The sequence below is a fragment of the Variovorax sp. Varisp36 genome (assembly GCF_047304235.1).
Lineage (GTDB): Bacteria > Pseudomonadota > Gammaproteobacteria > Burkholderiales > Burkholderiaceae_C > Variovorax.
Genome location: NZ_JBGLYU010000032.1, coordinates 17,174 through 42,488, shown reverse-complemented (window position 1 = coordinate 42,488; position 25,315 = coordinate 17,174). Strand labels below are relative to the sequence as shown.

The window sequence follows — 25,315 nt, the reverse complement described above, 5'->3', positions numbered from 1 at the left end:
AATCTCAACTTCCACAATAGCATGCGTCGCCTGAAGATGAGCGCTCCCAACCAAGGAGCCCATCGTGACCGCGCCAAAGCCATCGTCCTTCCATCAACGCCTGATCCATGCCCTGCGCGGCTGGCACCGCCGCGTGATGGATCGCCGCCGCATGCGCGCCGATGCGTCGCAGCTTTCGCACATGAGCGATCACGAGCTGCGCGACCTGGGCATCGGGCGCAGCGAAGTGCCGCAGCTGCTGGACCGCGACCGTTACTGACACCGCCGGATTTGAGGTTCAAATCGGGGCCGTGCCCAAGCCAGTCCTTCCCGCTCTCCTTTCCATCGAACTCACTTCGCCGCAGTCGGTCAATGGCCGGCGCGCGGCCTTTCAGTCGCTCTGGCTGCTGGTGCGCATGCGGCATGCCCACGATGCCGGCGCCGGCATCGTGCGGCTGGCGGACCTGCGCGGCGAGGTGTCCGACGCAAGTACGCTGCGCATGGTCGTGAGCCGCGCGTTCCGCGACTTCAAGGCCTGGCGTATCGAGGTCGGCTGGGGCGAGGACACGCAGCGCGAGCCCCGCTTCCTCAATGCAGAACGGCGCAGCCAGGGCCCGTTCTGGCTGCCGGCCGCCGAGGCGAAGCGCGTGCGCGTGCTGGTCGAAGGCCGCGCGGCCACGACGGCCGAGGTGGCGTCGTTCCTCGGGCTGCGTTCGCGCGGATCACAGGTCGCCCGGACCGCCGGCTCGCCGCCGCCCGATGCCGTGCACCTGCAGGACGCGGCTTTCTGGAAGCAGCTGGTCGCGTCGCAGCAGGCGGCGCGGCAGGGGCGGCTGATGGCGCCCGTGGCGGGCGAGAACACGGGCGGGAGCGCCCTCGAATCGATCCGCCTCGCCGGCACGCTGGCCGCCACCGACTTCCAGCGCGCCCTGGTCACGCTCAACGAGGCCATGCTGTGGCGCCGCCTCGGCGACAACGAGCAGGCGCGGCGCCGGCTGCAGGCGCTCAAGAAGCAGCGGCTCGCGCACCACGTGGCGGGCAACGACTACCTCGGCGCGATGGAGTGCATCGTCTCGGCGTGGTGTGCCTACACCGCGCGCGACCTGCCGCTGGCGCAGTCGCTGCTGGGCGGTATGGCCGAAGACGCGGCTCGCGCGCTGGTGCTGCGGCACCACCCCGACGTGCGCTTCGAGTGGTGCAACCTCTGGGCGCTGGTGTGCCGCTCGCGCGCGCTGGCGCTGTCGGCCGACGACATGCCCGCGGCCGCCGCACTCGCCGAGGAATCGCTGCGCCGCTTCGGCGAGGCGCTGGCGGCCGCCTTCGAGTCGCACTCCTTCGACGCGGCGCAGCACGTGGCCGCCAACATGGGCATGGCCGCATGGCTGTTCGACCGCGTGGGACTGTCCGACCTGCCCGCGCTCGCCCACGACGGCAAAGCCGACACCACCCGCCGCGCCGTGCAGTGGATCGCCTTCAGCGAATGGCTCTGCAGCCGCGCCGACGGGCAGGGCCGCTCGGCGTGGAACGCGATCTACCTGATGCGCATCGCGCGCGGCCACTGCAGGCCGGAGACCCGGCCCACGCTCGCGCAGTTCCGCGCGCAGAAGCCGCTGGACCCGGCCGCGGTCTCGGCGCTGGCCGGTCCGCTGGCCGACGCTTTCGACGCCGCGAATTGGCCGGCGCACTGGGTGCAGGTGGCGCAGGCGCGGCTGGCCGATCACCGGGCCGGGCAGCGCCGCTACCCGGGCCTGCAGCACTGCAGCCTGCTGTTCGAGCACGCCTGGTACGCGGCGCACGCGGGCGACCTGAAAGCGGCGGAGCAGTCGCTGGCCTCGCTGCGCGAAGCGCTGCCGCAACTGGTGCCGAGCGACCGCGCCTACTTCACCGAATCGTGGAACGACGCGCTGCCGGCAGAACTGGTGCTGGAGGCGAAGCCGCCACGTCGGCCGGCGGCGCGGAAGAAGGCCGCGTCGCGCGCAAGCTAGACTGGTTTTCAGCAGCATGCCCGAGAACTCCAACGACCCCATCGACCTGGCCGCCCACCGCGAACGCCGCGCGCGGCAGCAGAAGCTGCGCGCAGCAGCGCAGGCATCGCACGGCGCCGACGCATCGGCGAAGCCGGGGCCGGACGAAGTGCCCTGCATCCGTTGCAAGGAGCCCGTCTTCGGCTACGCGCTGCGCTGTCCCCATTGCGGCGTGCATTTCAGCGGCCGCGCCGAAGACTTCGCGCCGAAGGAAGGTCTGTCGCGACGCGCGAAGGCGATCGTCGCGCTGGTCGCCGTGGCGCTTCTGCTCGCGGGCCTGAGCGACGACATCGCAGCCCTGTGGTGGCGGATGAAGTGAGTCCTGCCGCACTCAGCGCGCGGCGGACGGCTTGGCAGTCGACTTGCGCACCACCAGCTCCGGCCGCAGCACCACTGTCGACGCCGACATCGAACGGCCGTCGATCTCGTCGAACAGCATCTCGGCCGCGCGCCAGCCCAGCTCGCGGTGCGGCAGGCGGATGGTGGTGAGCGGCGGGTCGACCATGTCGACCAGCGGCATGTCGTTGTGGCCGGTGATGGAAATGTCCTTGGGTACGCGCAGGCCGGCTTCGCGCAGCGCGTCGTAGGCGCCCAGTGCCACGAGGTCGTTGCAGCACACCACGGCCTGCGGGGCGGCGCCGGCTTCGAGCATCTGCTTCATCGCCACCGCGCCGGCTTCGCGGCTGTAGCTCGCGCACTCGACCACGCGGAAGGGCTTCATGCGGTGGTCCCTCAAGGCCTGCTCCACGCCCAGCCGACGGCCCACGCCAGTGGGAATGTTCTGCGGGCCCGCGAGGTGCGCGATGCGCTTGTGGCCCAGGCCCACGAGGTGATCGACCGCGAGCTTCATCGCCAGCCGGTCATCGCTGACCACCGCGGGCAGGCGGCCGGTCTCGTCGGCCCGGTTGACCAGCACCGCGGTCATGCCGGCCTGGGTGACGAATTCGATCAGCGGGTCGTCGCGCGTGGCGGTGGCCATGACCACCCCGTCGACCCGCTGCGCCAGCATGCGCTCCAGCACGGGCCTTGCGAGCGCGGGATCCACGACGTTGGTGACGAACACGAAGTACCCGCGCGCCGCGGCGCTGGCCTCGATGCCCTGCAGGATGGGCGGGAACACCGCGTTGGTGATGTCCGGCACCAGCACGCCGATGGTGTGGGTGCGGCCCGTTCGCAGCGCCGAGGCCGCGCGGTTGGGCCGGTAGCCCAGGCGCTGCGCCGCCTCCTCGACCACGCGCAGCACCTCGTCGCTGATCAGCGAGCGCTTCTCGGGGCTGAGCGCGCGGGAGACGGTCGACACGTGCACGCCGGCGGCGCGGGCGACGTCGCGGATGGTCACGGGCGTGGAAGTTGGGCTGGTACTCATGGATTGATGCAAACGGTTGTCGTGCCGGTCAGGGGTGCACGGGGCGTTCTGGTATTCCCGACCTGCTGAACGGGGGCATTTTACTTTTCAGCGATCTGGACTAATATCGTGCAAACGATTGCACGAATCCACCATGAACATCGCCACCTCCCCCGAATCGGTGCTGGGCTTCACGCTCGATGCCATGAAACGCACGCCCGACCCGCGGTTGCGCACCGTGATGGAAGCCGTCACGCGCCACCTGCATGCCCTGGTGCAGGAAGTGAAGCTGACGGAAGAAGAGTTCGAGCAGGCACTCGAATTCATCGTCGCCATCGGCCATGCCACGGGCGAGACCAAGAACGAGGTGGTACTGGCGGCGGACATCCTGGGTGTATCGACCGTGGTCGCGCTGCAGAACAACCAGGACCCGCATGGCGAATCGCCGGCCGCGCTGCTCGGGCCGTTCTGGCGCGCGAACTCGCCGGACTGCGCACTGGGCGAGAGCATCGCGCGCTCGGGCACGCCGGGCATTCCGCTCGAAGTGACGGGCACGGTGCGCGACGGCAGGGGCCAGCCGGTGGCCGGCGCCACGGTCGACGTGTGGCAGGCCTCGCCCATCGGCCTCTACGAAAACCAGGACCCGTCGCAGGAGAACATGAACCTGCGCGGGCGCTTTTCCACCGACGCCGAGGGCCGCTTCCATTTCCGCAGCGTGCGTCCCGCCGGCTACCCGGTGCCGACCGACGGCCCCTGCGGCGTGCTGCTGCGCGCGCAGGTGCGCCACCCGAACCGGCCCGCGCACCTGCACTTCATGGTGAGCAAGCCGGGCCACAAGGTGCTGATCACGCAGGTCTTCGCCGACGACGACGAGAACCTGGAAAGCGACCCGACCTTCGGCGTGACGCGCCGCCTCATCGGCCGCTTCGCACTGGCCCCCGACGGCAAGAGCGCGTCACTCCACCACGACTTCGAACTCGAACCGGGCGAGATGAAGTTCCCCCGCCCTCCTATACCTTGACCACCCCCAGGCTGCGCGCACTTCGTGTCGCTTCGTCAACCCCCTACCGGGGGCAACACCTGCGGCCCGGCAAAGCCGGTTCCGCGGTGTTCCGCGAAAAGACTCCGTACCGACTCATCCACTCCTTTCACATCCATGAGCTTCGATCCAGTCTCCAGACTCGACGGCAAGGTCGCCGTCATCACCGGCGGCCTTGGCGCCATCGGCTATGCCACGGCCACGCGCCTGGCCGCGCTCGGCGCCACCTGCGTGCTGCTGCACCGCAAGGGCGACGATGCGGCGGCGCGCGCGGCCGCCCTGCCCTCGGTCAGCGGCCAGCGCCATGCCGCGATCCGCGCCGACATCGTCGACACGCCCAGCCTCGTGGCCGCGGCGGCGGAGGTGAAGGCCACGCTCGGGCGCTGCGACATCCTCGTCAACAGCGCGGGCCATACGAAGCCGGTGCCGGCAGGCGACCTCGACACGCTGACCGACGAACTCATCGACGACATCGTGCGCGCCAATTTCCGCGGCGTGTTCGCCACCATCCGCGCCTTTGCGCCGATGCTGAAGGCCAGCGGCGACGGGCTGGTGGCCAACATCTCTTCCATCGCGGGTTTCACGGGCGTGGGCAGCAACCTCGCCTACGTGGCCGCCAAGGCTGGGCTCGACGTGGTGGGCGACGCACTGGCCAAGGCACTCGCGCCGTCGGTGCGCGTGGTGTCGGTGTCGCCGGGCGCGGTCGAATCGGGTTTCGTGCCCGGGCGCGGCGCGGAATTCGCGAACAAGATGGCCAGCACCACGCCGCTGGGCCGCATCGGCTTGCCCGACGACGTGGCGGCCACGGTCGAAGCGCTGGCCACCACCCTGCGCTTCGTGACCGGCACGCGCATCGTGGTCGACGGAGGGCGCCACCTGTGAGCACCGCCAAGACACTCATCACCTGCGCGGTCACGGGCAACCTCGTGAAGCCGGAGCAGACGCCGCACCTGCCGATCACGCCGGTGCAGATCGCCGACGAGTGCCTCGCCGCGGCCGAGGCCGGCGCGGCGCAGGTGCACATCCACGTGCGCCATCCCGAAACCGGCAAGCCCTCGATGGAGGTCGAGCTGTACCGCGAGGTGGTCGAGCGCATCCGCCGCGAGAACCGCGAGCTGATCGTCAACCTCACGACCGGGCCGGGCGGGCGCTTCATTCCGAGCGAGGACGATCCGAAGATCGCCGCACCGGGCACCACGCTGCTGCCGCCCGAGAAGCGCGTGGAGCACATCGCGCTCATCAGGCCCGACGTGTGCTCGCTCGACCTGAACACCATGAACTCCGGCCCCGACGTGGTCATCAACACGCCGAAGAACGTGCGGCGCATGGCGAAGGTGATGCGCGAGGCCGGCGTGAAGCCCGAGCTGGAGATCTTCGACTCCGGCGACATCAACCTCGCGCTCGACCTGATCGCCGACGGCACGCTCGACGGGCCGGCCATGTGGACCTTCGTGCTCGGCGTGAAGTACGGCTTCGCGCCCACGCCCGAGACGCTGCTTTACGCACGCAACATGCTGCCGCGCGGCGCCTTCTGGAGCGCCTTCGGCATCGGCCGCATGGAGTTTCCGATCGTCGCTCAGGCCTGGCTGCTGGGCGGCCATGTGCGCGTGGGCATGGAGGACAACATCTACCTGGAGAAGGGCGTGCTCGCCGAGAGCAACGCCCAGCTCGTGGCGAAGGCGCGCGACATCCTGCAGAGCCTGGGTGGCGAGATCGCCAACCCGCGCGAGGCGCGCGCCATGCTGGGCCTGTCCGGTGCGAGGAGCTGAACGATGAGCGTCGCAGCCATGCATACCGCCCACAGCTCCCGCGCGTTGCGCGTGAACGAGAAGGCAGCCAACCTCGATGCGCTGCAGCTCGAAGCCACGCCGCAGCCGGAGCCCTCGCCGCCGCCCGGCCATGCCGTGGTGCGCATCGCCGCCGCGGCCGTGAACCCCAGCGACGTGAAGGCCACGCTGGGCATCATGCCGCAGGCCGTGTGGCCTCGCACCCCGGGACGCGACTTCGCGGGCACCGTGGTGAGCGGCCCTTCGGAATGGATCGGCCGCGAGGTCTATGGCTCCGGCGGCGACGTGGGCATCACCCGTGACGGCTCGCATGCGCGCTACCTGGTGCTGCCAGAGCAGGCGCTGCGCGCCAAGCCCCTAGGCATCTCGATGGACGAAGCCGGCGCGGTGGGCGTGCCCTTCGTCACCGCTTACGAAGGCTTTCGCCGCAGCGGCATGCCGCAGGCGGGCCAGACTGTGCTGGTGCTCGGCGCCAACGGCAAAGTCGGGCAGGCTGCGGTGCAGCTGGCCTCGCAGGCCGGCGCACGCGTGATCGCGGTACAGCGGCATGCCGGTCCCTTCGAGGGCTTTGCCAGCGGACCGGTGGACGTGATCGATGCGCGCCACCACGCCGACGTGGGCGCTCAGGTGCGCGAACTCACCGACGGGCGCGGTGCGCACATCGTCTACAACACCGTCGGCAGCGCCTACTTCGAGGCCGCCAACAAGGCGATGGCCAAGGGTGCGACGCAGATCTTCATCGCCACGCACGAGCGCGCGGTGCCCTTCGACATCTTCGCGTTCTACCGGGGCATGCACACCTATGTGGGCATCGACTCGCTGGCGATGGACTGCATCGCCAGCACCGCGCAGCTCGACGCCATGCGCGAAGGCTTCGAGCGCGGCACGCTGAAGCCCTTTCCCGTCGCACGCAGCTTCACGCTCGACGAAGCGATCGACGCCTACCGGCTGGTGCTCTCTGGCAGCACCGACCGCGTCGTGCTGCGACCCTGAACCCTGGAGCACCCGACCATGCACGTGACCCGTTTCAACGAAGCGCCGCACTACGAGGCGCCCAACCATTTCGACATGCGCTGCCTGCGGCTGCAAGGCAAAGAGGCCGGGCCGTCCACGCAGATGTGGATGGGCGTGAGCCAGATCCTTCCAGGCGGCCACACCGGTCTCGACGGCTCGCCGATGGAAAAGCTGTATCTCGTGCTCGAAGGCCAGCTGCACGTGGTCGGCGAGATCGACGGCGCACACCAGGAAGACGTGCTCGAGCCCTACGACAGCTGCCGCTTCGCACCCGGCGAAAAGCGCCAGCTGGAGAACCGGAGCAACCGGCCGGTGCTGGTCGCGCTGGTGATGCCGAACGCGCCACCGGCGTAGCGGCCTCCCCTCTTTCAGTCATTCATCGCTCATCGAACAATTCAACGGAGACAAGACGCATGAAGAAGACATCCCCATGGAGCCGCAGGCAGACACTGGCGGCGGCAGCAGCCTTGGCCGCCTGCGCGCTGACCGGCGCCCACGCACAGGGCCCGTGGCCGGGCACGCAGCCGATCAAGCTGGTCGTGCCCTTCACCGCAGGCAGCGGCACCGACATCGTCGCACGCCTCGTGGCCGAGAAGCTCGGGCCCGCACTGGGCACCAGCGTGATCGTCGACAACAAGCCCGGTGCCGGAGGCACGCTGGGCGCGGCCATTGCGGCCAAGTCGCCGGCCGATGGCTACACGCTGCTGGTGCATTCGGCCGGCCACCTCGTGAACCCGTGGATCTACAAGGGCCTGTCGTACGACACGATCAAGGACTTCACCGGCATCACGCCGATGGCCAGCCTGCCCAACGTGCTGGTCACCGCGCCCTCGCATTTCGCGAACGTGCAGGACCTCGTCGCGAAGGCCAAGGCCAAGCCCGGCGGTTTCAACTACGGCTCGGCGGGCAACGGCTCGGCCACGCACATGAACGCCGAGGTGTTCCGCCTCGCGGCCGGCATCGACGCGCAGCACGTGCCGTTCCGTGGCACGCCCGAGGCCATGACCGAGGTGATGGCCGGGCGCGTCGACTGGTTTTTCGCGCCGATGGTGTCCGCCCTGCCGCTCATCAAGACCGGCAGGCTGCAGGCGCTGGCCGTGGGTACGGGCAAGCGCTCGTCGGCGCTGCCCGATGCGCCGACCACCGCGGAGGCCGGCGTGCCGGGCTCGGAGTACCTGTTCTGGGTCGGTCTGTTCGCGCCCGCGAAGACGCCGCAGCCGGTGGTCGACCGGCTGCAGGCCGAGGTCGCGAAGATCATGGTGTCGCCCGAGCTGAAGGAACGGCTGGAGAAGCTCGGTGCCGAGCCGTTCACCATGCCTTCGGCGCAGTTCAACAAGTTCCTCGTGGACGAGACCGGCAAGGCCCAGCAGGTGGTCAAGGCCGCGAGCATCAAGGTCGACTGACATGACCCGCACGCTCTTCACGGCGGCCGCCCTCGTCGCCGGCTTTCTCATGCCCGGTGCCGCACAGGCGCAGCCGGCCGACCTCGTCGTCATCAACGCGAAGATCGCCACGCTCGATGCCGCCGGCACCACCGCGCAAGCACTCGCCGTGCGCGACGGCCGCATCGTGGCCGTCGGCAATGCCGCGCAGATGCGCGCACTCTCGGGCTCCGCGACACGCGCCGTCGATGCGGGCGGACGCACCGTCATTCCCGGTCTCATCGACTCGCACATGCACGCGGTGCGCGCGGCGTTGAGCTATTCGACCGAAGTCAACTGGATCGGCGCAGGCACCATCGCCGAAGCCATGGCGCGCATCCGCACCGCCGCTGCCAATGCCCGCCCCGGCGGCTGGCTGATCGTTGCAGGCGGCTGGACCGAGCAGCAGTTCGCCGAGCGCCGGCGTCCGACGATGGCCGAGCTGCAGGAGGCCGCGCCGGACCACCCGGTGTACGTGCAGCTCTTCTACGAAGCGGTGGTGATGACGCCCAAGGCGCTCGAGGCACTCGGCGTTCCCGCCGGCACCCTGCCTGCGGGCATGAAGCCCTCGCCCGACGGTGCGCCGGGCTGGATGACCGGCGACATCGTCGGCATCTCGGCCCTGTTCGACAAGCTGCCCAAGCCGACCTACGACGACAACGTAGCGGGCACGCGCGCCTTCTTCACCGAGCTGAACCGGCTCGGCATTACCGGCCTGGTGGACCCGGGCGGCTTCAGCATTGCGCCCTCGCAGTACGCGGCGCTGTTCGAGCTGTGGCGCGAGAAGGCGCTGACGCTGCGCGTGGCCTACAGCGTGTTCGCACAGAAGCCCGGCGCCGAGCTGCAGGAGTTTCGCGACCTCACGCAGATGCTGCCGATGGGCTTCGGCGACGACATGCTGAAGTTCAACGGCCTGGGCGAGCGCGTGACGCTCGCGATGTACAACAACAACTTCCCCGACGAGGCGGTGAAGGCGAAGTTCTATGAGCTCATCAAATGGGCGGCCACGAAGAAGCTCGCGGTCACCATCCATTGGCAGGAGAACGGCTCGGTCGATCATCTGCTCGGGCTGTACGAAAAACTGAACGCCGAGGTGCCAATCAACGGCCTGCGCTGGTCCATCGCGCACCTGGACGATGCTTCGCCCGAGACGCTCGCGCGCATGAAGGCGCTGGGCATCGGCTGGACGATGCAGGACGCGATGTACTTCCAGGGCGATCGCGCGCTCGCCGTGCGCGGCGACGCGGCAAGGCGCATGCCGCCCATCGGCACGGCCCTGCGCGCCGGCGTGAACGTGGGCGCTGGCACCGATGCGCATCGCGTGGCCTCGTACAACCCTTTCGTCGCGCTGCAGTGGATGCTCGACGGCAAGACCGTGAGCGGCAAGACGATGCGCGGGCCCGACGAGACACCCACGCGCGAGCAGGCGCTGCGGCTCTACACGGCGGGCAGCGCGTGGTTCAGCTTCGACGAAGGCAGGCGCGGCACGCTGGAGGTCGGCAAGCTCGCGGACTTCGCGGTGCTCGACCAGGACTTCTTCACCGTGCCGCTGGAGCGCATTGGCAAGACCACTTCGCTGATGACCGTGGTGGGCGGGCGCGTGGTCTACGCCGCGCGGCCTTTCGAGGCGGCGGGCACTTCGGTGGCCGTGGCGCCGTAAGACAAGGCGGGCTCCAACGCGTGCCGCACGCGCTCGCGCAGCACCGGCAGCACCTCGCTCTCGAACCACGGGTGGTGCTTGAACCAGCCCGTGTTGCGCGGCGACGGATGCGGCAGCGGAATGAAGCGCGGTGCGTAGTCGGCAAAGGCCTCGACCGTCTCGGTCACGTTGGCGCGCGCGGTCTTGCCCAGGAAGTGGCGCTGCGCGTACTGGCCGATGAGCAATGTCAGCTCGATGCGCGGCATCTGCGCGAGCAGCCTGTCTTGCCACAGCGGCGCGCATTCCTTGCGCGGCGGCAGGTCGCCGCTGTTGCCGCGGCCGGGATAGCAGTAGCCCATCGGCATGAGCGCGATGCGTGCCGCGTCGTAGAAAGTGGCGCGGTCGACGCCGAGCCAGCGGCGCAGTTGCTCACCGCTCTTGTCGTCCCACGGCACGCCGGTCTTGTGAACGGTGAGGCTGGGCGCCTGCCCGACGATCAGCAGCCGCGCGCCGGCACTGGCCTGCACAACGGGACGCGGCCCCAACGGCAGGTGTTCGGCGCAGACGCGGCAGCTGCGGATCTCGGCGAGCAGCGCGTCCACGGGCCTCAGCCGGCGAACGGACGGAAGAAAGCGTTGAGTTCGCTTCCCGCCGCAGCATCCGCGAAACCGTCGAAGCGGCCCTCGTCCGCGAGCGTGCGCGCGGCGCGCATGAAGCCGCCCCAGGCCGCGCGCGCCATGCCGCCGCCCACGCTGACGCGGCGCACGCCCAGTTCGGCGATGTCCACCATGCGCAGTTCGCTGACCCCGCCGACCAGCAGGTTGACCGGCTTGGGCGCCACGGCCGCGACCACCGCCGCGATCTGCTCGCGGGTCTTGATGCCGGGCGCGTAGAGGCAGTCGGCGCCCGCGTTCGCGTAGGCCTTGAGCCGCGCGACGGCGTCGTCGAGGTCGGGCCGGCCGACAAAGAAGTTCTCGGCGCGGCCCACCAGCAGCACGTCGGCGCCCGAGGCGTCGATGGCCTGGCGCGCGGCGCGCATGCGCTCGACCGCCCCGTCGATGGCAAAGAGCGGATCGGCCGCGTTGCCGGTCGAGTCCTCGATCGACAGGCCCGCCACGCCGGTCTCGATGGCCAGGCGCACGCTCTCGGCCACGCCTTGCGCGTCGACGGCAAAACCGTTCTCGAAGTCGGCGTTCACGGGCAAGTCGGTGGCATCCACCAGCTCACGCAGATGAGCAAGGATCGATTCGCGCGACATCGCGCCGTCGGCATGGCCTTGCGACCACGCGAAACCGGAGCTGGTGGTGGCCAGTGCCTTGAAGCCCAGGCCTTCGAGGTAGCGCGCGCTGCCCGTGTCCCAGGGGTTCGGGATGACGAAGCAGCCTCGTTCGTGAAGGGCGCGGAAGTCGGCGCGTTTCTGGGCGACGGTGCGGGTCATGGGAGCCTCATCTTTCTGCGTGCGTGGCAACAACGAGCCCTGCATTCTGACGCAGCCCCCGCGGCCCGGCGCTCTGGGTCAGCACTCCACCACGTTCACCGCGAGCCCGCCCAGCGAGGTTTCCTTGTAGGTGGACTTCATGTCCTCGCCGGTCTGCTTCATCGTGCGGATCACGGCGTCGAGCGACACGTAGTGGCTGCCGTCGCCGCGCAGCGCCATGCGCGCCGCGTTGATGGCCTTCACCGCGCCCATCGCGTTGCGCTCCACGCAAGGGATCTGCACCATGCCGCCCACCGGGTCGCAGGTCAGGCCCAGGTTGTGCTCCATGCCGATCTCGGCCGCGTTCTCGACCTGCGCGGGCGTGGCGCCGAGCACCGCGGCCAGTGCGCCGGCCGCCATCGAGCAGGCCACGCCCACCTCGCCCTGGCAGCCGACCTCAGCGCCCGAGATCGATGCGTTGGCCTTGTAGAGCATGCCGATGGCGGCGGCGGTGAGCAGGAAATCGACGATGCCGTCGTCGCTCGCCTGCGGCGCGAAGCGCTGGTAGTAGTGCATCACGGCCGGCACCACGCCCGCCGCGCCGTTGGTGGGCGCGGTGACCACGCGGCCGCCGGCCGCGTTCTCTTCGTTCACCGCCATCGCGAAGGCATTGACCCAGTCCATCACCGCGAGCGGGTCGGCCGCGCCGGCCTGCGCCAGCAGTTCGCGGTTCAGCTCAGGCGCGCGGCGGCGCATGCGCAGCGGCCCGGGCAACGCGAGCGCGGCGAGCGGGTTGTCGATGCCGAAGCCGCGTTGCACGCACTGCTGCATCACGCTCCAGATGCGCAGCAGGCCGCTGCGCACTTCGGCTTCGGGCCGCCACACGCATTCGTTGCGCATGACCAGCGCGGCCACGCAGAGGCCGGTGGCGCGGCACTGCGCCATGAGCTCGTCGCCGGTCGAGAAGGGATGCGGCACGCTGGACGCGGCGGCCGCCGTCTCGGCCACGGCCTGCCCGCCTTCGACCACAAAGCCGCCGCCGACCGAGAAGTACGCGGCCTCGGCCAGCACGGCACCATCGGCCGCGAAAGCCGTGAAGCGCATGGCGTTCGGGTGCTCGGGCAGCGACTCCTCGCCGCGAAAGGCAATGTCGCGCACGCGGTCGAAGGCGATGGGTGTGGTGCCCAGCAGGCTCAGTTGCCCGGTGCGGCGCAGTGCATCCAGGCGGGGCTGCACGGTCTCGGGCCGCACGGTGTCGGGCGCGTCGCCGAAGAGCCCGAGGATCACGCCCTGGTCGGTGGCGTGGCCGTGGCCGGTCGCGCCGAGCGAGCCGAACAGGTCCACATGCAGCCGCGCGACCCGCGCCAACACGCCTTGCCGTTCGAGCGACTGCGCGAACATGAGCGCGGCGCGCATCGGCCCCACGGTGTGCGAACTCGAAGGGCCGATGCCGATCTTGAAGATGTCGAAGGCGGAGAGCATCAGCGCATCATGCGACGGGAAGCTGCTGCTTGACCAGTGCCACCCAGTAGGCGGCACCCAGCGGCAGGATGTTGTCGTTGAAGTCGTAGTACGGGTTGTGCACGTTCGGGTCGTTCGGGCCTTCTCCTGCACCGATGCCGATGTACGCACCCGGGCGCTTCTGCAGCATGAACGCGAAGTCTTCCGAACCCATGGCCGGCGGAATGTCGGTGTGCACCTGCGCGCGCTCGACCAGGCTGGCGGCGGCGGCGATGGCGGCGTCCGTCTCGGCGGGCGTGTTGACCACGCCGGGGTAACCACGGCGATAGTCGAGCGTTACCTTCGCGCCGTGCGTGGCGGCCACGCCGTCGCAGATCTGCTGCATGGCCGCCTGGGTCTTGCCCTGGATGGCGGCATCGAGCGTGCGCACGGTGCCGCGCAGCACCACCGTTTCGGGGATCACGTTCCAGGTGTCGCCGCCGTGGATCTGCGTGACACTGACCACGGCCGAGTCGGTCGCGCCGGTGCGGCGGCTCACGATGGTCTGCAATGCATTGATGAGCTGGGCCGAGACCACGACCGAGTCGATGCCGGTCTCTGGCATGGCGCCGTGGCTGCCCTTGCCGGTGATGATGATCTCGAAGGTGTCGAGATAGGCCGTCATCGTGCCCTTGCGGATGGCGAACTGGCCGCGCGGCAGCGCCGGGAAGTTGTGCATGCCGTAGACGGCATCGGCCGGAAACTGCTCGAACAGGCCCTCCTCCACCATCACGCGACCGCCGCCTTCGTTCTCCTCGGCGGGCTGGAACACGAACTGCACCGTGCCCTTGAAGGGCTTGTGGCGCGACAGGTGCTCGGCCGCGCCCAGCAGCATGGCGGTGTGGCCGTCATGGCCGCAGGCGTGCATCTTGCCCACGCACTTGGAGGCATGCGCCTGCGTGCCCAGCTCCTGCATGTTGAGCGCGTCGAGGTCGGCGCGCAGCGCGATGCTCGGGCCTTCTCCGTTCTTCAGCGTGCCGACCACGCCGGTGCCGGCCAGGCCGCGATGCACCGGCAGGCCCATCAGCATCAGCGCGTTGGCAACGACGTTGGCGGTGCGGTGTTCCTCGAAGGCGGTCTCGGGGTTGGCGTGGATGTCGCGGCGCCAGCTCAGCATGCGGGCGCGGGTGTCTTCGGCAATTTCGGGATCGCGGTACATGGGATTGATCTCGGTGGATGAACAGGAACTGGATGGACTTTGCGGGGAACACCGCGGAACCGGCTTTGCCGGGCCGCAGGTGTTGCCCCCGGTAGGGGGTTGGCGAAGCGACACGAAGTGCGCGAAGCCTGGGGGCGAGCCTTGGTTGTCAGTGGAAGAATTCGGCGATCAACGTAGCACCGAGGAAAGTGCCGGCCGTGGCTGTGAGCGACACCACCACGATGCGCCAGCCCAACTGGCGGAACATCGGCACGTCTTTCGCAACCGAGAAGCCGGCCAGTGCCAGCACGGGCGTGGTGAAGGCCAGGAAGTTGAGCTTGCCGGTGAGCGCGATCAGCGCGTCGGAGAACGGAAACAGCCCCGGAATGCCCGCCACGGTAGCCACCACCGACAGGACCAGCACCATCGGCAGGCGCGGCGCGAGGCGCTTGATGCCCTCGACCGTCAGCGCGATCAGCGCCACCACAGCCATGCCTTCGAGCGACACCAGCATCGGCACCTTGTAGGTCAGCGAATTGCCGATGAGCACGCCGCCCCCCACCACCGCCCAGGCGATGAGCGTGTCGCGCAGCGACATGGCGCCGCCGTGCGGCATGCCGGCCTGCGCAATCTGCGACATGGCCCCTGTGCCAGCCGCCGCCTGCGCGCCGCGCTTCGAGAAGCGGCCCAGCACCGGCTCCAGCTTGCCGTAAAGCCACGAACACAGCGGCAGCGACAGGAACAACGTGAAATAGAAGCCGGCCACAGTGGTCAGCAGGTTCGAAGCGGCGGCAATGGCGGTGAGCTGCGGCAGCATCTCGGCCGGCTGCTGCGCGGCGATGGCGCCCAGTGCCGCCGCCATCAGGCTGCCCGAGCCCACGCCGGCGCCCATGGCCAGCGAGCGTGGGTCGAAGATGTGCAGGCTGGCGATGAAGCCCGCCAGCACCGCGATGAAGAGCGCGCCCAGCACCGTGCCGGTGATGTACTCGGCCAGCACGCCGCGGCCTTCGGGCGAGGCCATGCCGTACTTCTCGCCGATGATCACCAGGTTGCCCTCGCGGCCCACCGAGAAAGTGGCGCCCACGGCTTCGCGCTTGATGCCCAGCAGCAGCGCCAGCGGCAGGCCCAGCGCCAGCGTGCCCAGCGCATGGCCGAACTCCTGGAACAGCAGCGCCCAGCCGGCCTGCTTCACCTGCGGCAGCGCGGCGCCGACCGTGAGGCCCAGTTTCACCACGAACAGCAGCAGGCCCGCGTTCAGCAGGCCACCGGCGAACGACTGCTCGGCCGTGGCCACGCGCAGAACGACCGGCACGCGGCGCTGCGCAATGCCCCACGCGGCCGCGATCAGCAGCGCCCACAGCATCGGCAGCAGCGCCACCTTGCCCGGGCCGACGCTGAACTGCACCGGCCCGATCAGCTCGGCCGCGGCCACGATGGCCAGGGTGACGAGCGCGAGCTTGAGTTTTCCGGAGGCGCTCGAGGGCGCGGCGGTGGCGAGAACGGAGGCTGCAGAGGTCATCGGTGGGGGCTCATCTGGCGCGGTTGGAACGAATGCCGGCAAGTTTCCGCATGTAGGCCTATTGCATCAATGACAGTAAATCGAGATATTCGATGCATTGAATGCAACACTCAGGAGGCCGGGCCATGGACGACAAGCTCGACACGCGCCGCGTGCGCTACTTCATGCAGGTGCTCGACAGCGGCTCGGTGCGCGGTGCTGCCGACGTGCTCGACATGGACCCCTCGGCCGTGAGCCGCGCCATCGGCATCCTGGAGCAGGAGTGTGGCGTGCCGCTGCTGGAGCGCCACGGCCGCGGCGTGGTGGCCACCGACGCGGGCGAAATGCTGGCCGGCTACGTGCGGCGCCAGAACAGCCAGAAGCAGCACCTCATGGCGCAGATGGATGGCATCCGCAAGATCGAGCGCGGCCACATCGACATCGTGGCGGGCGAGGGCTACATCGACTGGCTCATGCGCCGCAGCCTGCGCGACTTCATGACCACGCACCCGAAGATCACCGTCGACCTCGACGTGGCCAGCACCGACGAGATCGTGCGCCGCGTGGTCGAGGAGCGCGCCCACATCGGCATGCTGTTCCAGCCGCCGAAGGACGAACGGCTGACCTCGCACCAGTCGCACCCGCAGCCGATTCAGGCGATGGTGCTGCGCTCGCACCCGCTCGCGCAACTGGGCCGCCCGCTCAAGCTGGCCGACCTGTTGCCCTACCCCGGCGCCACGCTGCACCGCAACTTCGGCGTGCGCCAGCACATCGAGGCGGCCGAGATCAGCGAAGGCGTGCGCCTGCCTTCGGTGCTGACCACCACCTCGTTCAGCGCGCTGGGCCACTTCGTGTCGGCCGGGCTCGGCTACACGCTGGGCACGCGCATCTCGCTCACGCCCAATGCCAGCAACCCCGAGCTGATCGAGCTGCCGATGAAGAACCCGCTGCTGTCGCAAGGGCGCTCGCACATCGTGTCGCGGCACGGCCGCATGCTGTCGCCGGCTGCAGCGGAGCTGCTGCGGCGCATCGTGGCGGACATGCGGCGCTATGCCGACGAGACGCCCGGCAAGGAGAAGCGCGCGGCCACGCGCGGCCGGGCGGCCGCGGCATGACTGGCCGCATTGCGCGCCCGGCCCTTTCGGTGTTCTGATCGGGCCCCATGTCCTACGTCATTGCGCTTTTCATCCACCTGCTGTGCGCCGCCTTCTGGGTCGGCGGCATGGCCACCATGCACTTCGCGGTGCGCCCGTCGGCGGTCGCCACGCTGGAGCCGCCGCTGCGGCTGCGCATGATGGCCGCGACGCTGCGGCGCTTCTTCGTCGGCGTGGATGCGGCCGTCACGCTGCTGTTCGTGACCGGCGTGACGATGATCCTCTCGGCCGGCGGCTTCCGCGCCGTGCACTGGCGCATCGAGGCGATGATGAGCATCGCGATCGTGATGGCCGCGATCTATGTCTACATCCGCGCGTCGGTGTTCAGGGCGCTGCGGCGCGCGGTGGACGAAAGCGCATGGCCAGCGGCGGCCGCGCGGCTGAACACCGTGCGCCAGTTGGTGATGGTGAACCTGGCGCTGGGGGTCGTGGTGTTCGGGGTGGCGACCATGGGACGGGCGGGGTAGGCAGCGCCCGCCACGCCCCCCTGCCTCACGAAGCCTGGGCGAAACGGTAGTCCAGGTGCGTCACCAGCGCCGAGCCGTCGGCGCGCACGGGCACCAGCTTCATCTCGCCGGGTGCGAGGCCGTCGAGCAGCCGCTTTCCCGCGCCCAGCAGGTTCGGCGCGACGTGGATCGTGCATTCATCGAGCAAGCCTGCCCTGATGGCCTGGCGGACGGTGTCGATGCCGCCGGAGATGCGCACGTCCTTGCCGCCGGCCGCGGCCTTGGCTTGCGCCAGCGCGCTCGCGAGGCCGTCGGTCACGAAATGGAAGGTGGTGCCGCCCTGGCGCACCCAGGGTTCGCGGGGCGAATGCGTGAGCACGTACACGGGCCCGCGGAACGGGGGGTTCTCGGGCCAGCCGACCTCGCCTTCGTCGAACATGCGCCGGCCCATGACGTAGGCACCGGTGCGTGCGAACACATGCTGGACCCGCGCGTCGTCGGGTGTGCCCTGCTCGCCACCTCCGCCGGGAATGCCGAGGATTTCGCGGAAGGTGGCGGTCTGGAAGATCCAGCCGTGCATGGCTCGGCCACCGTCGCCCATCGGATTGCCGGGGCTGGCGTTCGGACCGGCCATGTACCCGTCGAGCGAGATGCCCACGTCGAAGAAGACCTTGCTGCTCATACGTCGCTTTCCGGCGGCGAAGCCGGCCTGGGTTGCAGAGAAGGCGGAGTCTATGCGCGAGCCCGCCCGCTGCAAACAGGGGGCGGGCTCGCGCATATCGGCGAAAAGGCTCAGGCCAGATTCAGCTCGACATGGATGTTGCCGCGCGTGAGCTTGGAGTAAGGACAGGTCTGGTGCGCGGTGTCGACCACGGCGCGCGCGGTCTCGCGGTCCAGGCCCGGCAGGCTCACGTCCAGGCGCGCCTGCAGCACGTACTGGCCTTCCTGCAGCACCAGGTCGACCTCGGCATCCACCGCCAGGTCGGCCGGCAGCTTGACCTTCAGGCCGCCCGCGGCCTTGCCCATGGCACCGATGAAGCAGGCCGACCAGCCGGCCGCGAACAGTTGCTCGGGGTTGGTGCCCGTGCCGTTGCCGCCGGGGGGCGACAGCTGGATGTCGAGGTTGCCGTCGCTGCTGCGCGATGCGCCCTGGCGGCCGCCGGTGGTGTGGGTCTTGCCGGTGTAGAGAACTTGCTTGTCGGTCATGGTGCTTCTTTGGATGAGAGGGGATCGTGGTGGAAGTGGCGTTGTGCGGGCCGGGCTCAGAGGGCCAGGCGGTCGATGCCGTGGGCCGTGGCAACGGCCTGGGCGCGCACCGCGGCGCGGTCCAGCGTGCTGGTGAAGCGCTCGTCGGGGCCGGCGCCTGCACCGTCTGCGTAGATGTTGCCGGCGCGGGCCGCGGCGATGGCGCCGGCGCGAGCCTGGGCACGGTCGCTCAGGCCGGCCATGACGGCGGGCACGCCTGCGGTGGCGCCGTCGGCGTACGGGTCGGCACCGTGGGCGGCGACCACACCCGCGGCTTGCACGGCGGTGCGGCTGGCGGACGACTGGAATTGCAGGACGCCCTGGTAGTCCTCTGCGCTGGCGCCGATGGCGAAAGCGGAAAGAGCGGCGGCGGCGATCAGGAGCTTGGTGGTTTTCATGGCAATGTCTTTCAAAGACGAAGGGTGAAGGAGTCGGTTGAACACCATCGCCTCCTCGGTGCATGTGTCGTCGGTGGCGATGCATGAATTACATCGGCGGGCTGTATCCACGATGTGTCGGGCCACCGGCAGATTTGCATGCGCGTGTGTACGCTGCGCCGGCCAGACACAGTGGCGTACAAACCGAAAGAAAAAACCGAAGAGCGGGCGCTCAGGAGCAGCCTGGCGGCCGGGCTGCAGCTAGGCGGCCGGGCCCTTGAGCTCGACGGTGTTGCCGTCGGGGTCGCTCAGGTAGATCGACGGGCCGTAGCCCTCGGCGCCGAAGTTGTTCTGCACATCGCCGTGAAGGGCCACGCCGTGGCGCGCCATCAGCGCGCGGATGTCCGCTTCGTCGAAGGGCTCGATGCGCAGGCAGAGGTGGTCGACGTTGCGGCCCTCGGCGCCGGGCAACGCACCGCCCTGGCGGCCCAGCGGGCCGTCGGGTGTGACGAGATCGATGAGGCTGGCGCCGGCACGCAGGTGCACCAGGCCCAGGTCGTCGCGGCGCTTCTCGACGTTGCATCCGAGCACGTCGACATAGAACGCGACGGCGCGTTCCATGTCCTTCACGCGCAGCACGATGTGGTCGATGCGCAGCACCGAGAACGGCGGGCGCACCGGTCTCGTCATGTGCGCCTCTTCAGACTACGCCGGCTGAGCGCAGGGCATCGAAGCGTGCCGCATCGATGCCCATTTCCGCCAGCACTTCCTGCGTGTGCTGCCCCAGCGCCGGCGGCGCATGGCGCAGCACCGGCGGCGTGGCCGACAGGCGCAGCGGGCTCGCCACGCCGGAGATGCTGGCGATGCCGTCGCCCGCGTCGCGCGGCAGCGTGACCTTCAGGCCGCGCGCCTGGACTTGCGCATCGTCGAAGGCCTGCGCGATGTCATTGATCGGGCCGCAGGGCACGGCCTTGTCCTCGAGCAGCGAGACCCACGCGGCCGTGGTGCGGGTGCGCGTGAGTTCTTCCATCATGGGGATCAGCACCAGGCGGTGCTTCACGCGCAGCGTGTTGGTCGCGAAGCGTGCGTCACTCGCCCATTCCGCGTGGCCGGCCGCTTCGCAGAAGCGCGCGAACTGCCCGTTGTTGCCGATGGCCAGCAGCATCGAACCATCCTGCGTCGGAAAGTCTTGATAAGGTGCGAGGCTCGGGTGCGTGTTGCCCTGGCGCCCGGGCGCCTTGCCGGTGTTGAGGAAGGCGCTGGCCTGGTTCGCGAGGATGGCCATGCCCACGTCGAGCAGTGCCATGTCGATGTGCTGGCCTTCGCCGGTGCGGTCGCGCACCTGCAGCGCCGCGAGGATGGCCGTGCTGGCGTAGACGCCGGTGAACAGGTCGGTCAGCGCCACGCCCACGCGCAGCGGACCGCCGCCGGGCACGTCGTCGGGGCGGCCGGTGATGCTCATCATGCCGGTCATGGCCTGGATCATCAGGTCGTAGCCCGCGCGCTCGGCGTACGGGCCGTCGTGGCCGAAGCCGGTCACGCTGCAGTAGATGAGGCGCGGGTTGGCCGCGCGCAGGCTCTCGTGGTCGAGGCCGTATTGCTTCAGGCCGCCGGTCTTGAAGTTCTCTACCACGATGTCGGCCTGCGCCGCCATCTGCTTGAGCAGCGCCTGCCCGTCGGGCGTGGCCATGTCGATGGTGACCGAGCGCTTGTTGCGGTTGCAGGACGTGAAGTAGCTGGCCTGGTCGGTATCGTTGCCGTCCGCGTCCTTGATGAAGGGCGGGCCCCAGGTGCGCGTGTCGTCGCCGACGCCGGGGCGTTCGATCTTGACGACGTCGGCGCCCAGGTCCGCGAGGATCTGCGTGCACCACGGGCCCGCGAGCACGCGGGACAGATCGAGGACCTTGATGCCGTCGAGTGCCGCAGCAGGTTTGTTCATCGTCATCTACGTCAGTGTTGTCTTGCAGTTCGAGGGATGCCGCGGAACCGGCTTTGCCGGGCCGCTGGCATCGCCCCCTGAAAGGGGGTTGGCGTCTACACGAAGTGAGTAAGACTGGGGGTTAGTTCGAAAACGCTGCGATGCCGGTGATGGCGCGGCCAAGGATGAGCGCGTGGATGTCGTGCGTGCCTTCGTAGGTGTTGACCACTTCCAGGTTCACCAGGTGGCGTGCCACGCCGAACTCGTCGCTGATGCCGTTGCCGCCCATCATGTCGCGCGCCATGCGGGCGATGTCGAGCGACTTGCCGCAGTTGTTGCGCTTCATGATCGAGGTGATTTCGACGGCAGCAATGCCTTCGTCCTTCATGCGGCCCAGGCGCAGGCTGCCTTGCAGGCCCAGCGTGATCTCGGTCTGCATGTCGGCCAGCTTCTTCTGGATGAGCTGGTTGGCGGCCAGCGGGCGGCCGAACTGCTTGCGGTCCAGCGTGTACTGGCGGGCGCGGTGCCAGCAGTCTTCGGCGGCACCGAGCGCGCCCCACGAGATGCCGTAGCGGGCGCTGTTCAGGCAGGTGAACGGGCCCTTGAGGCCCTGCACTTCGGGGAAGGCGTTTTCTTCAGGGCAGAACACGCCATCCATGACGATTTCGCCAGTGATGCTGGCGCGCAGGCCGACCTTGCCGTGGATCGCGGGGGCGCTCAGGCCCTTCATGCCCTTCTCGAGCACGAAGCCGCGGATCGGGCCCACGGTGCCGCTTTCGCTGACTTCCTTGGCCCACACCACGAACACGTCGGCGATGGGCGAGTTGCTGATCCACATCTTCGAGCCGCTGAGCGAATAGCCGCCCGGCACCTTCTTGGCGCGCGTGGCCATGCTGCCGGGGTCGGAGCCGTGGTCGGGTTCGGTCAGGCCGAAGCAGCCGATCCATTCGCCGGTGGCGAGCTTGGGCAGGTACTTCTGCTTCTGGCCTTCGGTGCCGAATTCGAAGATGGGCACCATCACCAGCGAGCTCTGCACGCTGGCCATCGAGCGGTAGCCGGAGTCGACGCGCTCGACTTCGCGGGCGATCAGGCCATAGGCCACGTAGTTGAGGCCGGGGCCGCCGTATTGCTCGGGGATCGTGGGGCCGAGCAGGCCGAGTGCGCCCATTTCGCGAAAGATGGCGGGGTCGGTCTCGCCGGTGCGGAAGCCCTCGATGACGCGGGGCGCGAGGCGCTCCTGGCAGTAGGCATTGGCCGCGTCGCGGATCATGCGTTCTTCGTCGGTCAGTTGCTGGTCGAGAAGAAGGGGGTCGTCCCAGTGGAATTGCGCTTTGGCGGCCATGTGGCTGTCTCCGGAAATTAGGGGAAAGGTGAAAAGAGGGGGAATGGGGCCGATGCTAGCCATGCGGGGGGCATGACGCAAACGATGATTCCGCACCCAGATATGCGTTCGTAGAATGTCTTGCAAGATGTTCGATCGGCCTCTCCATTGGTGAGGCCGAGGTTTCATACATACACCCGAGGCATACATGCGCCGCAAGATCCCACCCCTGCAAACCCTCGTGTGCTTCGACGCCGCCGCGCGCCACGAGAGCTACACCCGCGCTGCGCAGGAACTGGCGCTCACCCAAAGCGCCGTGTCGCGCCAGATCGGCACGCTCGAGGCCTTCCTGGGCGTGGCGCTGTTTCGCCGCACGCGGCACGGCGTGGCGCTCACGGCGAGCGGTGCGGCCTATGCGCGGCAGATCACCAAGCGGCTCGAGGCGATGGAGCGCGACACGCTCGACGCCATGGCGCACCAGGGCGAAGGCGGCTCGCTGTCGCTGGCGGCCGTGCCCACGTTTGCGACGCGCTGGCTGATGCCGCGCCTGAAGGGCTTTGCGGCACTGCAGCCCGACGTGGTGGTGCACATCGAGACGCGCACCCGCCCCTTCCTGTTCGCCGATGCGGAGTTCGACGCGGCGCTGTATGCCGGCACGCCCGCACAGGTCGAGAACTGGGCCGGCACGCACGCGCTGCTGCTGATGCATGAAGACGTGGTGCCGGTGTGCAGCCCTTCCCTGCTGCCACGCGGCAAGGCCGTGGCGCCGGCAGCCATCGCGAAGATGCCGCTGCTGCAGCAGAGCACCCGGCCCGACGGCTGGCGCCAGTGGTTCGATGCGCAGCAGATCGACGCGCCCAATGCGCGCGGCGGCCCGCGCTACGAGCTGTTCTCGATATTGGCCGCGGCCGCGTCGCACGGGCTCGGCGTGGCGCTGATGCCGACGATGCTGGTGGCCGACGAACTGGCGCGCGGCGAACTGGTGGTGGCGTGCGCGCGGCCGCTGTCGGGCGAGCGCAACTACTACCTCGTGACGCCGGAGCGCGCCGACCAGCGGCCGCTGCTGAAGTTCTTCAGCGACTGGCTGCTGGCGCAGGCACGGCAGGAGCCCGGGCGCGAGACGGCTTGAAGGGGCCGGCGACCTTCTCGAGCCACGGATCGCAGACGGCCCGCAGTTCAGGGTCCATGTCGAACTTGGGATCGCGCGCATCGAACAGGACCGACTTTTTCGCCTGCGCCCGCACCAGTGCGAAAGCGCTCTTCCCGGAACGGCTGTTGTCGAACATCAGCGTCATGTTCGCGATCTGTGCCGCATGGCCGACCGCTGCCTGCGTGCGGGGAAAGCGCTCGACCAGCTTCCCGCGGTCCACGTCGTGGCCGCCCTGCTGCTTGCGGGTGCTCACGCGGAAGATGGACATGTCCACCGAGACCAGGCCGACGAAAAGCAGCACGACGAAATACCCCGCCTCCTGCATCGCGCGGATGTCGTCCGCCTTCGACGCATGGCCGCCGCCGGGCAGCGGCTTCCAGTGGGAGAACACCGTCTCGAACGCAAACGGCATGCGCTGGTCCATCACCAGGCTCTTGAAGGCGCGCACGCCTTCCTGCGACAGGACCTGCCATTTCTCGTCGTCGTCGCGCAGGCGCTGGGCCCAGGCGGGGATGTGCCCGGTGGCGGGGTCGGCATCCGGCAGGATGGACATCATCATCCGGTCGGCGTTGATCAGCGGCATCTGCAGCGATGCCGCCAGGCGCGAATACCAGAGCGTGGATTTTCCGGAGCCGTTGTGGCCCGCCAGGACGAAGGCCACCGGACGCGGGCCGCGCGTCTGCTCGAGGAGCTTCCCGAGCTTCGGTGGGCGGCGGCTCACGCCTTGCTCGCGCGGAACCTGCCGTCGACCAGGCGGCCAATGACCTTGGTGCCGTCGGCTGCTTCGCGAATGACCTGGGTCGGGTCCTGCGGGTAGGCGGAGTAGGCGAATATCCGGGCCGCGTTGGGTCCGCGGAAGACGACCGACCTGTCGATGCCGGGCTTGTCGAGTGCGCGGGCCGCCTTCTTCAACAGTTCCGTCGTGTTGTCCTCGGGGCGGACCACGGCGCGCGGAGCCTTGCCGACCTTGACCAGCGCCATGCCGCGCCCCAGGGTCGCAACCGATCGGCCCTGGACCATTTGCCCTGCCGAGCCTTCGCGTGCGATGGTTTTTGCTCTTGCCATGGCCGGATGATCGCTCAAAACGGAAGCCGCCTGCCACCTGCTGCGCCAAAGCCCGCACCGCCGCATACCCGCGTCCGGAAACGGCGAGCCTCGCAGGCCCGCAGGCGAGACACTGCGCGCATGACAGCCCCAGCCTCCCAGGTCGACGCCCTCGACTGGCCCCGCATCGAAGACGACCTTGCCACCCGCGGCTGCGCCACCACCGGCGCCGCGCTCTTCACTCCGAAGGAATGCGCCGCCCTCGTGGCCATGTACGACCAGCCCCGCCACTTCCGCAGCCGCGTCGTCATGCAGCGCCACGGCTTCGGCCAGGGCGAGTACCAGTACTTCGCCAACCCGCTGCCGCCAAAGCTCGCGGCATGGCGCGGCGCGCTGTACGAACGCCTCGCGCCGCTGGCCAATGCATGGGCCGCGGCAATGGGCCTTCCGGCCGACTACCCGCCGGACCACGCGGCCTACCTCGCGCGCTGCCACGCGGCGGGCCAGCTGCGCCCCACCCCGCTGCTGCTGCGCTACGACGAGGGCGACTACAACTGCCTGCACCAGGACCTGTACGGCGACCTGCAGTTCCCGTTGCAGCTCACCGTGCTGCTGAACCGGCCCGGCGAAGACTTCACCGGCGGCGAGTTCGTGCTGACCGAACAGCGCCCGCGCATGCAGTCGCGCGCCGAGGTGGTGTCACTCGCGCAGGGCGAGGCGGCGATCTTCGCGGTCAATCAGCGGCCGGTGGCGGGCACGCGCGGCAGCTACCGCGTGACGATGCGCCACGGCGTGAGCCGCGTGCGCTCGGGGCGGCGGCATACGCTGGGCATCATCTTTCACGACGCCCGCTGACGAG

28 protein-coding genes are annotated in these 25,315 nt (G+C 69.3%); 14 read left to right on the top strand and 14 right to left on the bottom strand.

The window, feature by feature from the left end; translation table 11 throughout:
• Positions 1 to 64: 64 nt before the first annotated feature.
• The 3 genes from ACCD11_RS18970 to ACCD11_RS18960 are packed head-to-tail and all read left to right on the top strand — an operon-like array spanning position 65 to position 2,322.
• Positions 65 to 259 (top strand): DUF1127 domain-containing protein, encoded by a 195-nt coding sequence (locus ACCD11_RS18970; protein ID WP_007837912.1) that lies wholly within the window; start codon positions 65 to 67, stop codon positions 257 to 259.
• A 31-nt stretch (positions 260 to 290) separates the two neighbouring features.
• Positions 291 to 1,964 (top strand): hypothetical protein, encoded by a 1,674-nt coding sequence (locus ACCD11_RS18965; protein ID WP_413315037.1) that lies wholly within the window; start codon positions 291 to 293, stop codon positions 1,962 to 1,964.
• A 16-nt stretch (positions 1,965 to 1,980) separates the two neighbouring features.
• Entirely contained in the window at positions 1,981 to 2,322 is a 342-nt protein-coding gene (locus ACCD11_RS18960; protein ID WP_413315036.1) for a hypothetical protein, read from the top strand.
• Positions 2,323 to 2,334: 12 nt separating this feature from the next.
• Here the strand turns inward: ACCD11_RS18960 and ACCD11_RS18955 are convergent, their stop codons facing one another.
• On the bottom strand, positions 2,335 to 3,369 hold the full coding sequence (locus tag ACCD11_RS18955; protein WP_007837931.1) for a LacI family DNA-binding transcriptional regulator: 1,035 nt from the start codon (positions 3,367 to 3,369) through the stop codon (positions 2,335 to 2,337).
• 133 nt (positions 3,370 to 3,502) lie between these two features.
• On the opposite strand from ACCD11_RS18955, the gene ACCD11_RS18950 reads away from it, so the two are divergent.
• From ACCD11_RS18950 to ACCD11_RS18920, 7 genes are all read left to right on the top strand, one after another.
• On the top strand, positions 3,503 to 4,369 hold the full coding sequence (locus ACCD11_RS18950) for a dioxygenase (protein WP_007837932.1): 867 nt from the start codon (positions 3,503 to 3,505) through the stop codon (positions 4,367 to 4,369).
• A 135-nt stretch (positions 4,370 to 4,504) separates the two neighbouring features.
• Complete coding sequence (locus ACCD11_RS18945; RefSeq protein WP_413315035.1) at positions 4,505 to 5,269, top strand: SDR family NAD(P)-dependent oxidoreductase; 765 nt, start codon at positions 4,505 to 4,507, stop codon at positions 5,267 to 5,269.
• On the top strand, positions 5,266 to 6,156 hold the full coding sequence (locus ACCD11_RS18940) for a 3-keto-5-aminohexanoate cleavage protein (RefSeq protein WP_413315034.1): 891 nt from the start codon (positions 5,266 to 5,268) through the stop codon (positions 6,154 to 6,156). The genes ACCD11_RS18945 and ACCD11_RS18940 overlap by 4 nt, the downstream gene beginning before the upstream one ends.
• Before the next feature lie 3 nt (positions 6,157 to 6,159).
• Positions 6,160 to 7,167: a quinone oxidoreductase family protein gene (locus ACCD11_RS18935; RefSeq protein ID WP_413315033.1), complete on the top strand. Its 1,008-nt coding sequence runs from the start codon at positions 6,160 to 6,162 to the stop codon at positions 7,165 to 7,167.
• An 18-nt stretch (positions 7,168 to 7,185) separates the two neighbouring features.
• Complete coding sequence (locus ACCD11_RS18930) at positions 7,186 to 7,542, top strand: cupin domain-containing protein (RefSeq protein ID WP_007832571.1); 357 nt, start codon at positions 7,186 to 7,188, stop codon at positions 7,540 to 7,542.
• A 59-nt stretch (positions 7,543 to 7,601) separates the two neighbouring features.
• Entirely contained in the window at positions 7,602 to 8,591 is a 990-nt protein-coding gene (locus tag ACCD11_RS18925; RefSeq protein ID WP_413315032.1) for a tripartite tricarboxylate transporter substrate binding protein, read from the top strand.
• A 1-nt stretch (position 8,592) separates the two neighbouring features.
• Positions 8,593 to 10,269, top strand: a complete 1,677-nt coding sequence (locus tag ACCD11_RS18920) for an amidohydrolase (RefSeq protein WP_413315031.1) — start codon at positions 8,593 to 8,595, stop codon at positions 10,267 to 10,269.
• On the opposite strand, the gene ACCD11_RS18915 is transcribed toward ACCD11_RS18920, so the two are convergent.
• From ACCD11_RS18915 to ACCD11_RS18895, 5 genes are all read right to left on the bottom strand, one after another.
• A complete protein-coding gene (locus tag ACCD11_RS18915) occupies positions 10,215 to 10,850 on the bottom strand; it encodes a uracil-DNA glycosylase family protein (RefSeq protein WP_413315030.1) in 636 nt (211 codons plus the stop codon). The genes ACCD11_RS18920 and ACCD11_RS18915 overlap by 55 nt on opposite strands.
• A 5-nt stretch (positions 10,851 to 10,855) precedes the next feature.
• Positions 10,856 to 11,686 carry an isocitrate lyase/PEP mutase family protein gene (locus ACCD11_RS18910; RefSeq protein ID WP_413315029.1) on the bottom strand — a complete coding sequence of 277 codons (831 nt, stop codon included), beginning with the start codon at positions 11,684 to 11,686 and terminating at the stop codon, positions 10,856 to 10,858.
• A gap of 78 nt (positions 11,687 to 11,764) precedes the next feature.
• Positions 11,765 to 13,150, bottom strand: coding sequence for an L-serine ammonia-lyase (locus ACCD11_RS18905; RefSeq protein WP_413315059.1), 1,386 nt, complete (start codon positions 13,148 to 13,150; stop codon positions 11,765 to 11,767).
• Positions 13,151 to 13,154: 4 nt separating this feature from the next.
• Positions 13,155 to 14,324, bottom strand: a complete 1,170-nt coding sequence (locus ACCD11_RS18900) for a M20 aminoacylase family protein (protein WP_413315028.1) — start codon at positions 14,322 to 14,324, stop codon at positions 13,155 to 13,157.
• 148 nt (positions 14,325 to 14,472) lie between these two features.
• Positions 14,473 to 15,822: a DUF3100 domain-containing protein gene (locus tag ACCD11_RS18895; RefSeq protein WP_413315027.1), complete on the bottom strand. Its 1,350-nt coding sequence runs from the start codon at positions 15,820 to 15,822 to the stop codon at positions 14,473 to 14,475.
• Between the two features lie 125 nt (positions 15,823 to 15,947).
• Between ACCD11_RS18895 and ACCD11_RS18890 the strand changes: the two genes are divergently transcribed.
• Both ACCD11_RS18890 and ACCD11_RS18885 read left to right on the top strand, forming a co-directional pair.
• The gene (locus tag ACCD11_RS18890; RefSeq protein WP_413315026.1) at positions 15,948 to 16,916 is read left to right on the top strand and encodes a LysR family transcriptional regulator; all 969 of its coding nucleotides are present in this window, start codon (positions 15,948 to 15,950) and stop codon (positions 16,914 to 16,916) included.
• A gap of 47 nt (positions 16,917 to 16,963) precedes the next feature.
• Positions 16,964 to 17,422 carry a CopD family protein gene (locus ACCD11_RS18885; RefSeq protein WP_413315025.1) on the top strand — a complete coding sequence of 153 codons (459 nt, stop codon included), beginning with the start codon at positions 16,964 to 16,966 and terminating at the stop codon, positions 17,420 to 17,422.
• A gap of 25 nt (positions 17,423 to 17,447) precedes the next feature.
• Here ACCD11_RS18885 and ACCD11_RS18880 read toward each other — a convergent pair whose 3' ends face one another.
• The 6 genes from ACCD11_RS18880 to ACCD11_RS18855 form a co-directional block, all read right to left on the bottom strand.
• On the bottom strand, positions 17,448 to 18,083 hold the full coding sequence (locus tag ACCD11_RS18880; protein WP_007832585.1) for a dihydrofolate reductase family protein: 636 nt from the start codon (positions 18,081 to 18,083) through the stop codon (positions 17,448 to 17,450).
• Positions 18,084 to 18,193: 110 nt separating this feature from the next.
• Entirely contained in the window at positions 18,194 to 18,607 is a 414-nt protein-coding gene (locus ACCD11_RS18875; RefSeq protein ID WP_007832587.1) for an organic hydroperoxide resistance protein, read from the bottom strand.
• Between the two features lie 56 nt (positions 18,608 to 18,663).
• Positions 18,664 to 19,044: a hypothetical protein gene (locus tag ACCD11_RS18870; protein WP_042673279.1), complete on the bottom strand. Its 381-nt coding sequence runs from the start codon at positions 19,042 to 19,044 to the stop codon at positions 18,664 to 18,666.
• Positions 19,045 to 19,284: 240 nt separating this feature from the next.
• Entirely contained in the window at positions 19,285 to 19,713 is a 429-nt protein-coding gene (locus tag ACCD11_RS18865; protein WP_007832591.1) for a VOC family protein, read from the bottom strand.
• Positions 19,714 to 19,723: 10 nt separating this feature from the next.
• Positions 19,724 to 20,968 carry a CaiB/BaiF CoA transferase family protein gene (locus tag ACCD11_RS18860; protein ID WP_413315024.1) on the bottom strand — a complete coding sequence of 415 codons (1,245 nt, stop codon included), beginning with the start codon at positions 20,966 to 20,968 and terminating at the stop codon, positions 19,724 to 19,726.
• A gap of 115 nt (positions 20,969 to 21,083) precedes the next feature.
• Positions 21,084 to 22,283, bottom strand: a complete 1,200-nt coding sequence (locus ACCD11_RS18855; protein ID WP_007832596.1) for an acyl-CoA dehydrogenase — start codon at positions 22,281 to 22,283, stop codon at positions 21,084 to 21,086.
• Positions 22,284 to 22,470: 187 nt separating this feature from the next.
• Here ACCD11_RS18855 and ACCD11_RS18850 point away from each other — a divergent pair, with 187 nt between their 5' ends.
• Positions 22,471 to 23,391, top strand: coding sequence for a LysR substrate-binding domain-containing protein (locus ACCD11_RS18850; protein WP_007832597.1), 921 nt, complete (start codon positions 22,471 to 22,473; stop codon positions 23,389 to 23,391).
• Here ACCD11_RS18850 and ACCD11_RS18845 read toward each other — a convergent pair.
• Entirely contained in the window at positions 23,336 to 24,133 is a 798-nt protein-coding gene (locus tag ACCD11_RS18845; protein ID WP_007832599.1) for a zeta toxin family protein, read from the bottom strand. The two genes, ACCD11_RS18850 and ACCD11_RS18845, sit on opposite strands and share 56 nt — an antisense overlap.
• A complete protein-coding gene (locus tag ACCD11_RS18840) occupies positions 24,130 to 24,477 on the bottom strand; it encodes a hypothetical protein (protein ID WP_237726085.1) in 348 nt (115 codons plus the stop codon). Before ACCD11_RS18840 ends, ACCD11_RS18845 begins: the two co-directional genes overlap by 4 nt.
• Positions 24,478 to 24,597: 120 nt before the next feature.
• Here ACCD11_RS18840 and ACCD11_RS18835 point away from each other — a divergent pair, with 120 nt between their 5' ends.
• A complete protein-coding gene (locus ACCD11_RS18835; protein WP_413315023.1) occupies positions 24,598 to 25,311 on the top strand; it encodes a 2OG-Fe(II) oxygenase in 714 nt (237 codons plus the stop codon).
• Positions 25,312 to 25,315: the final 4 nt, after the last annotated feature.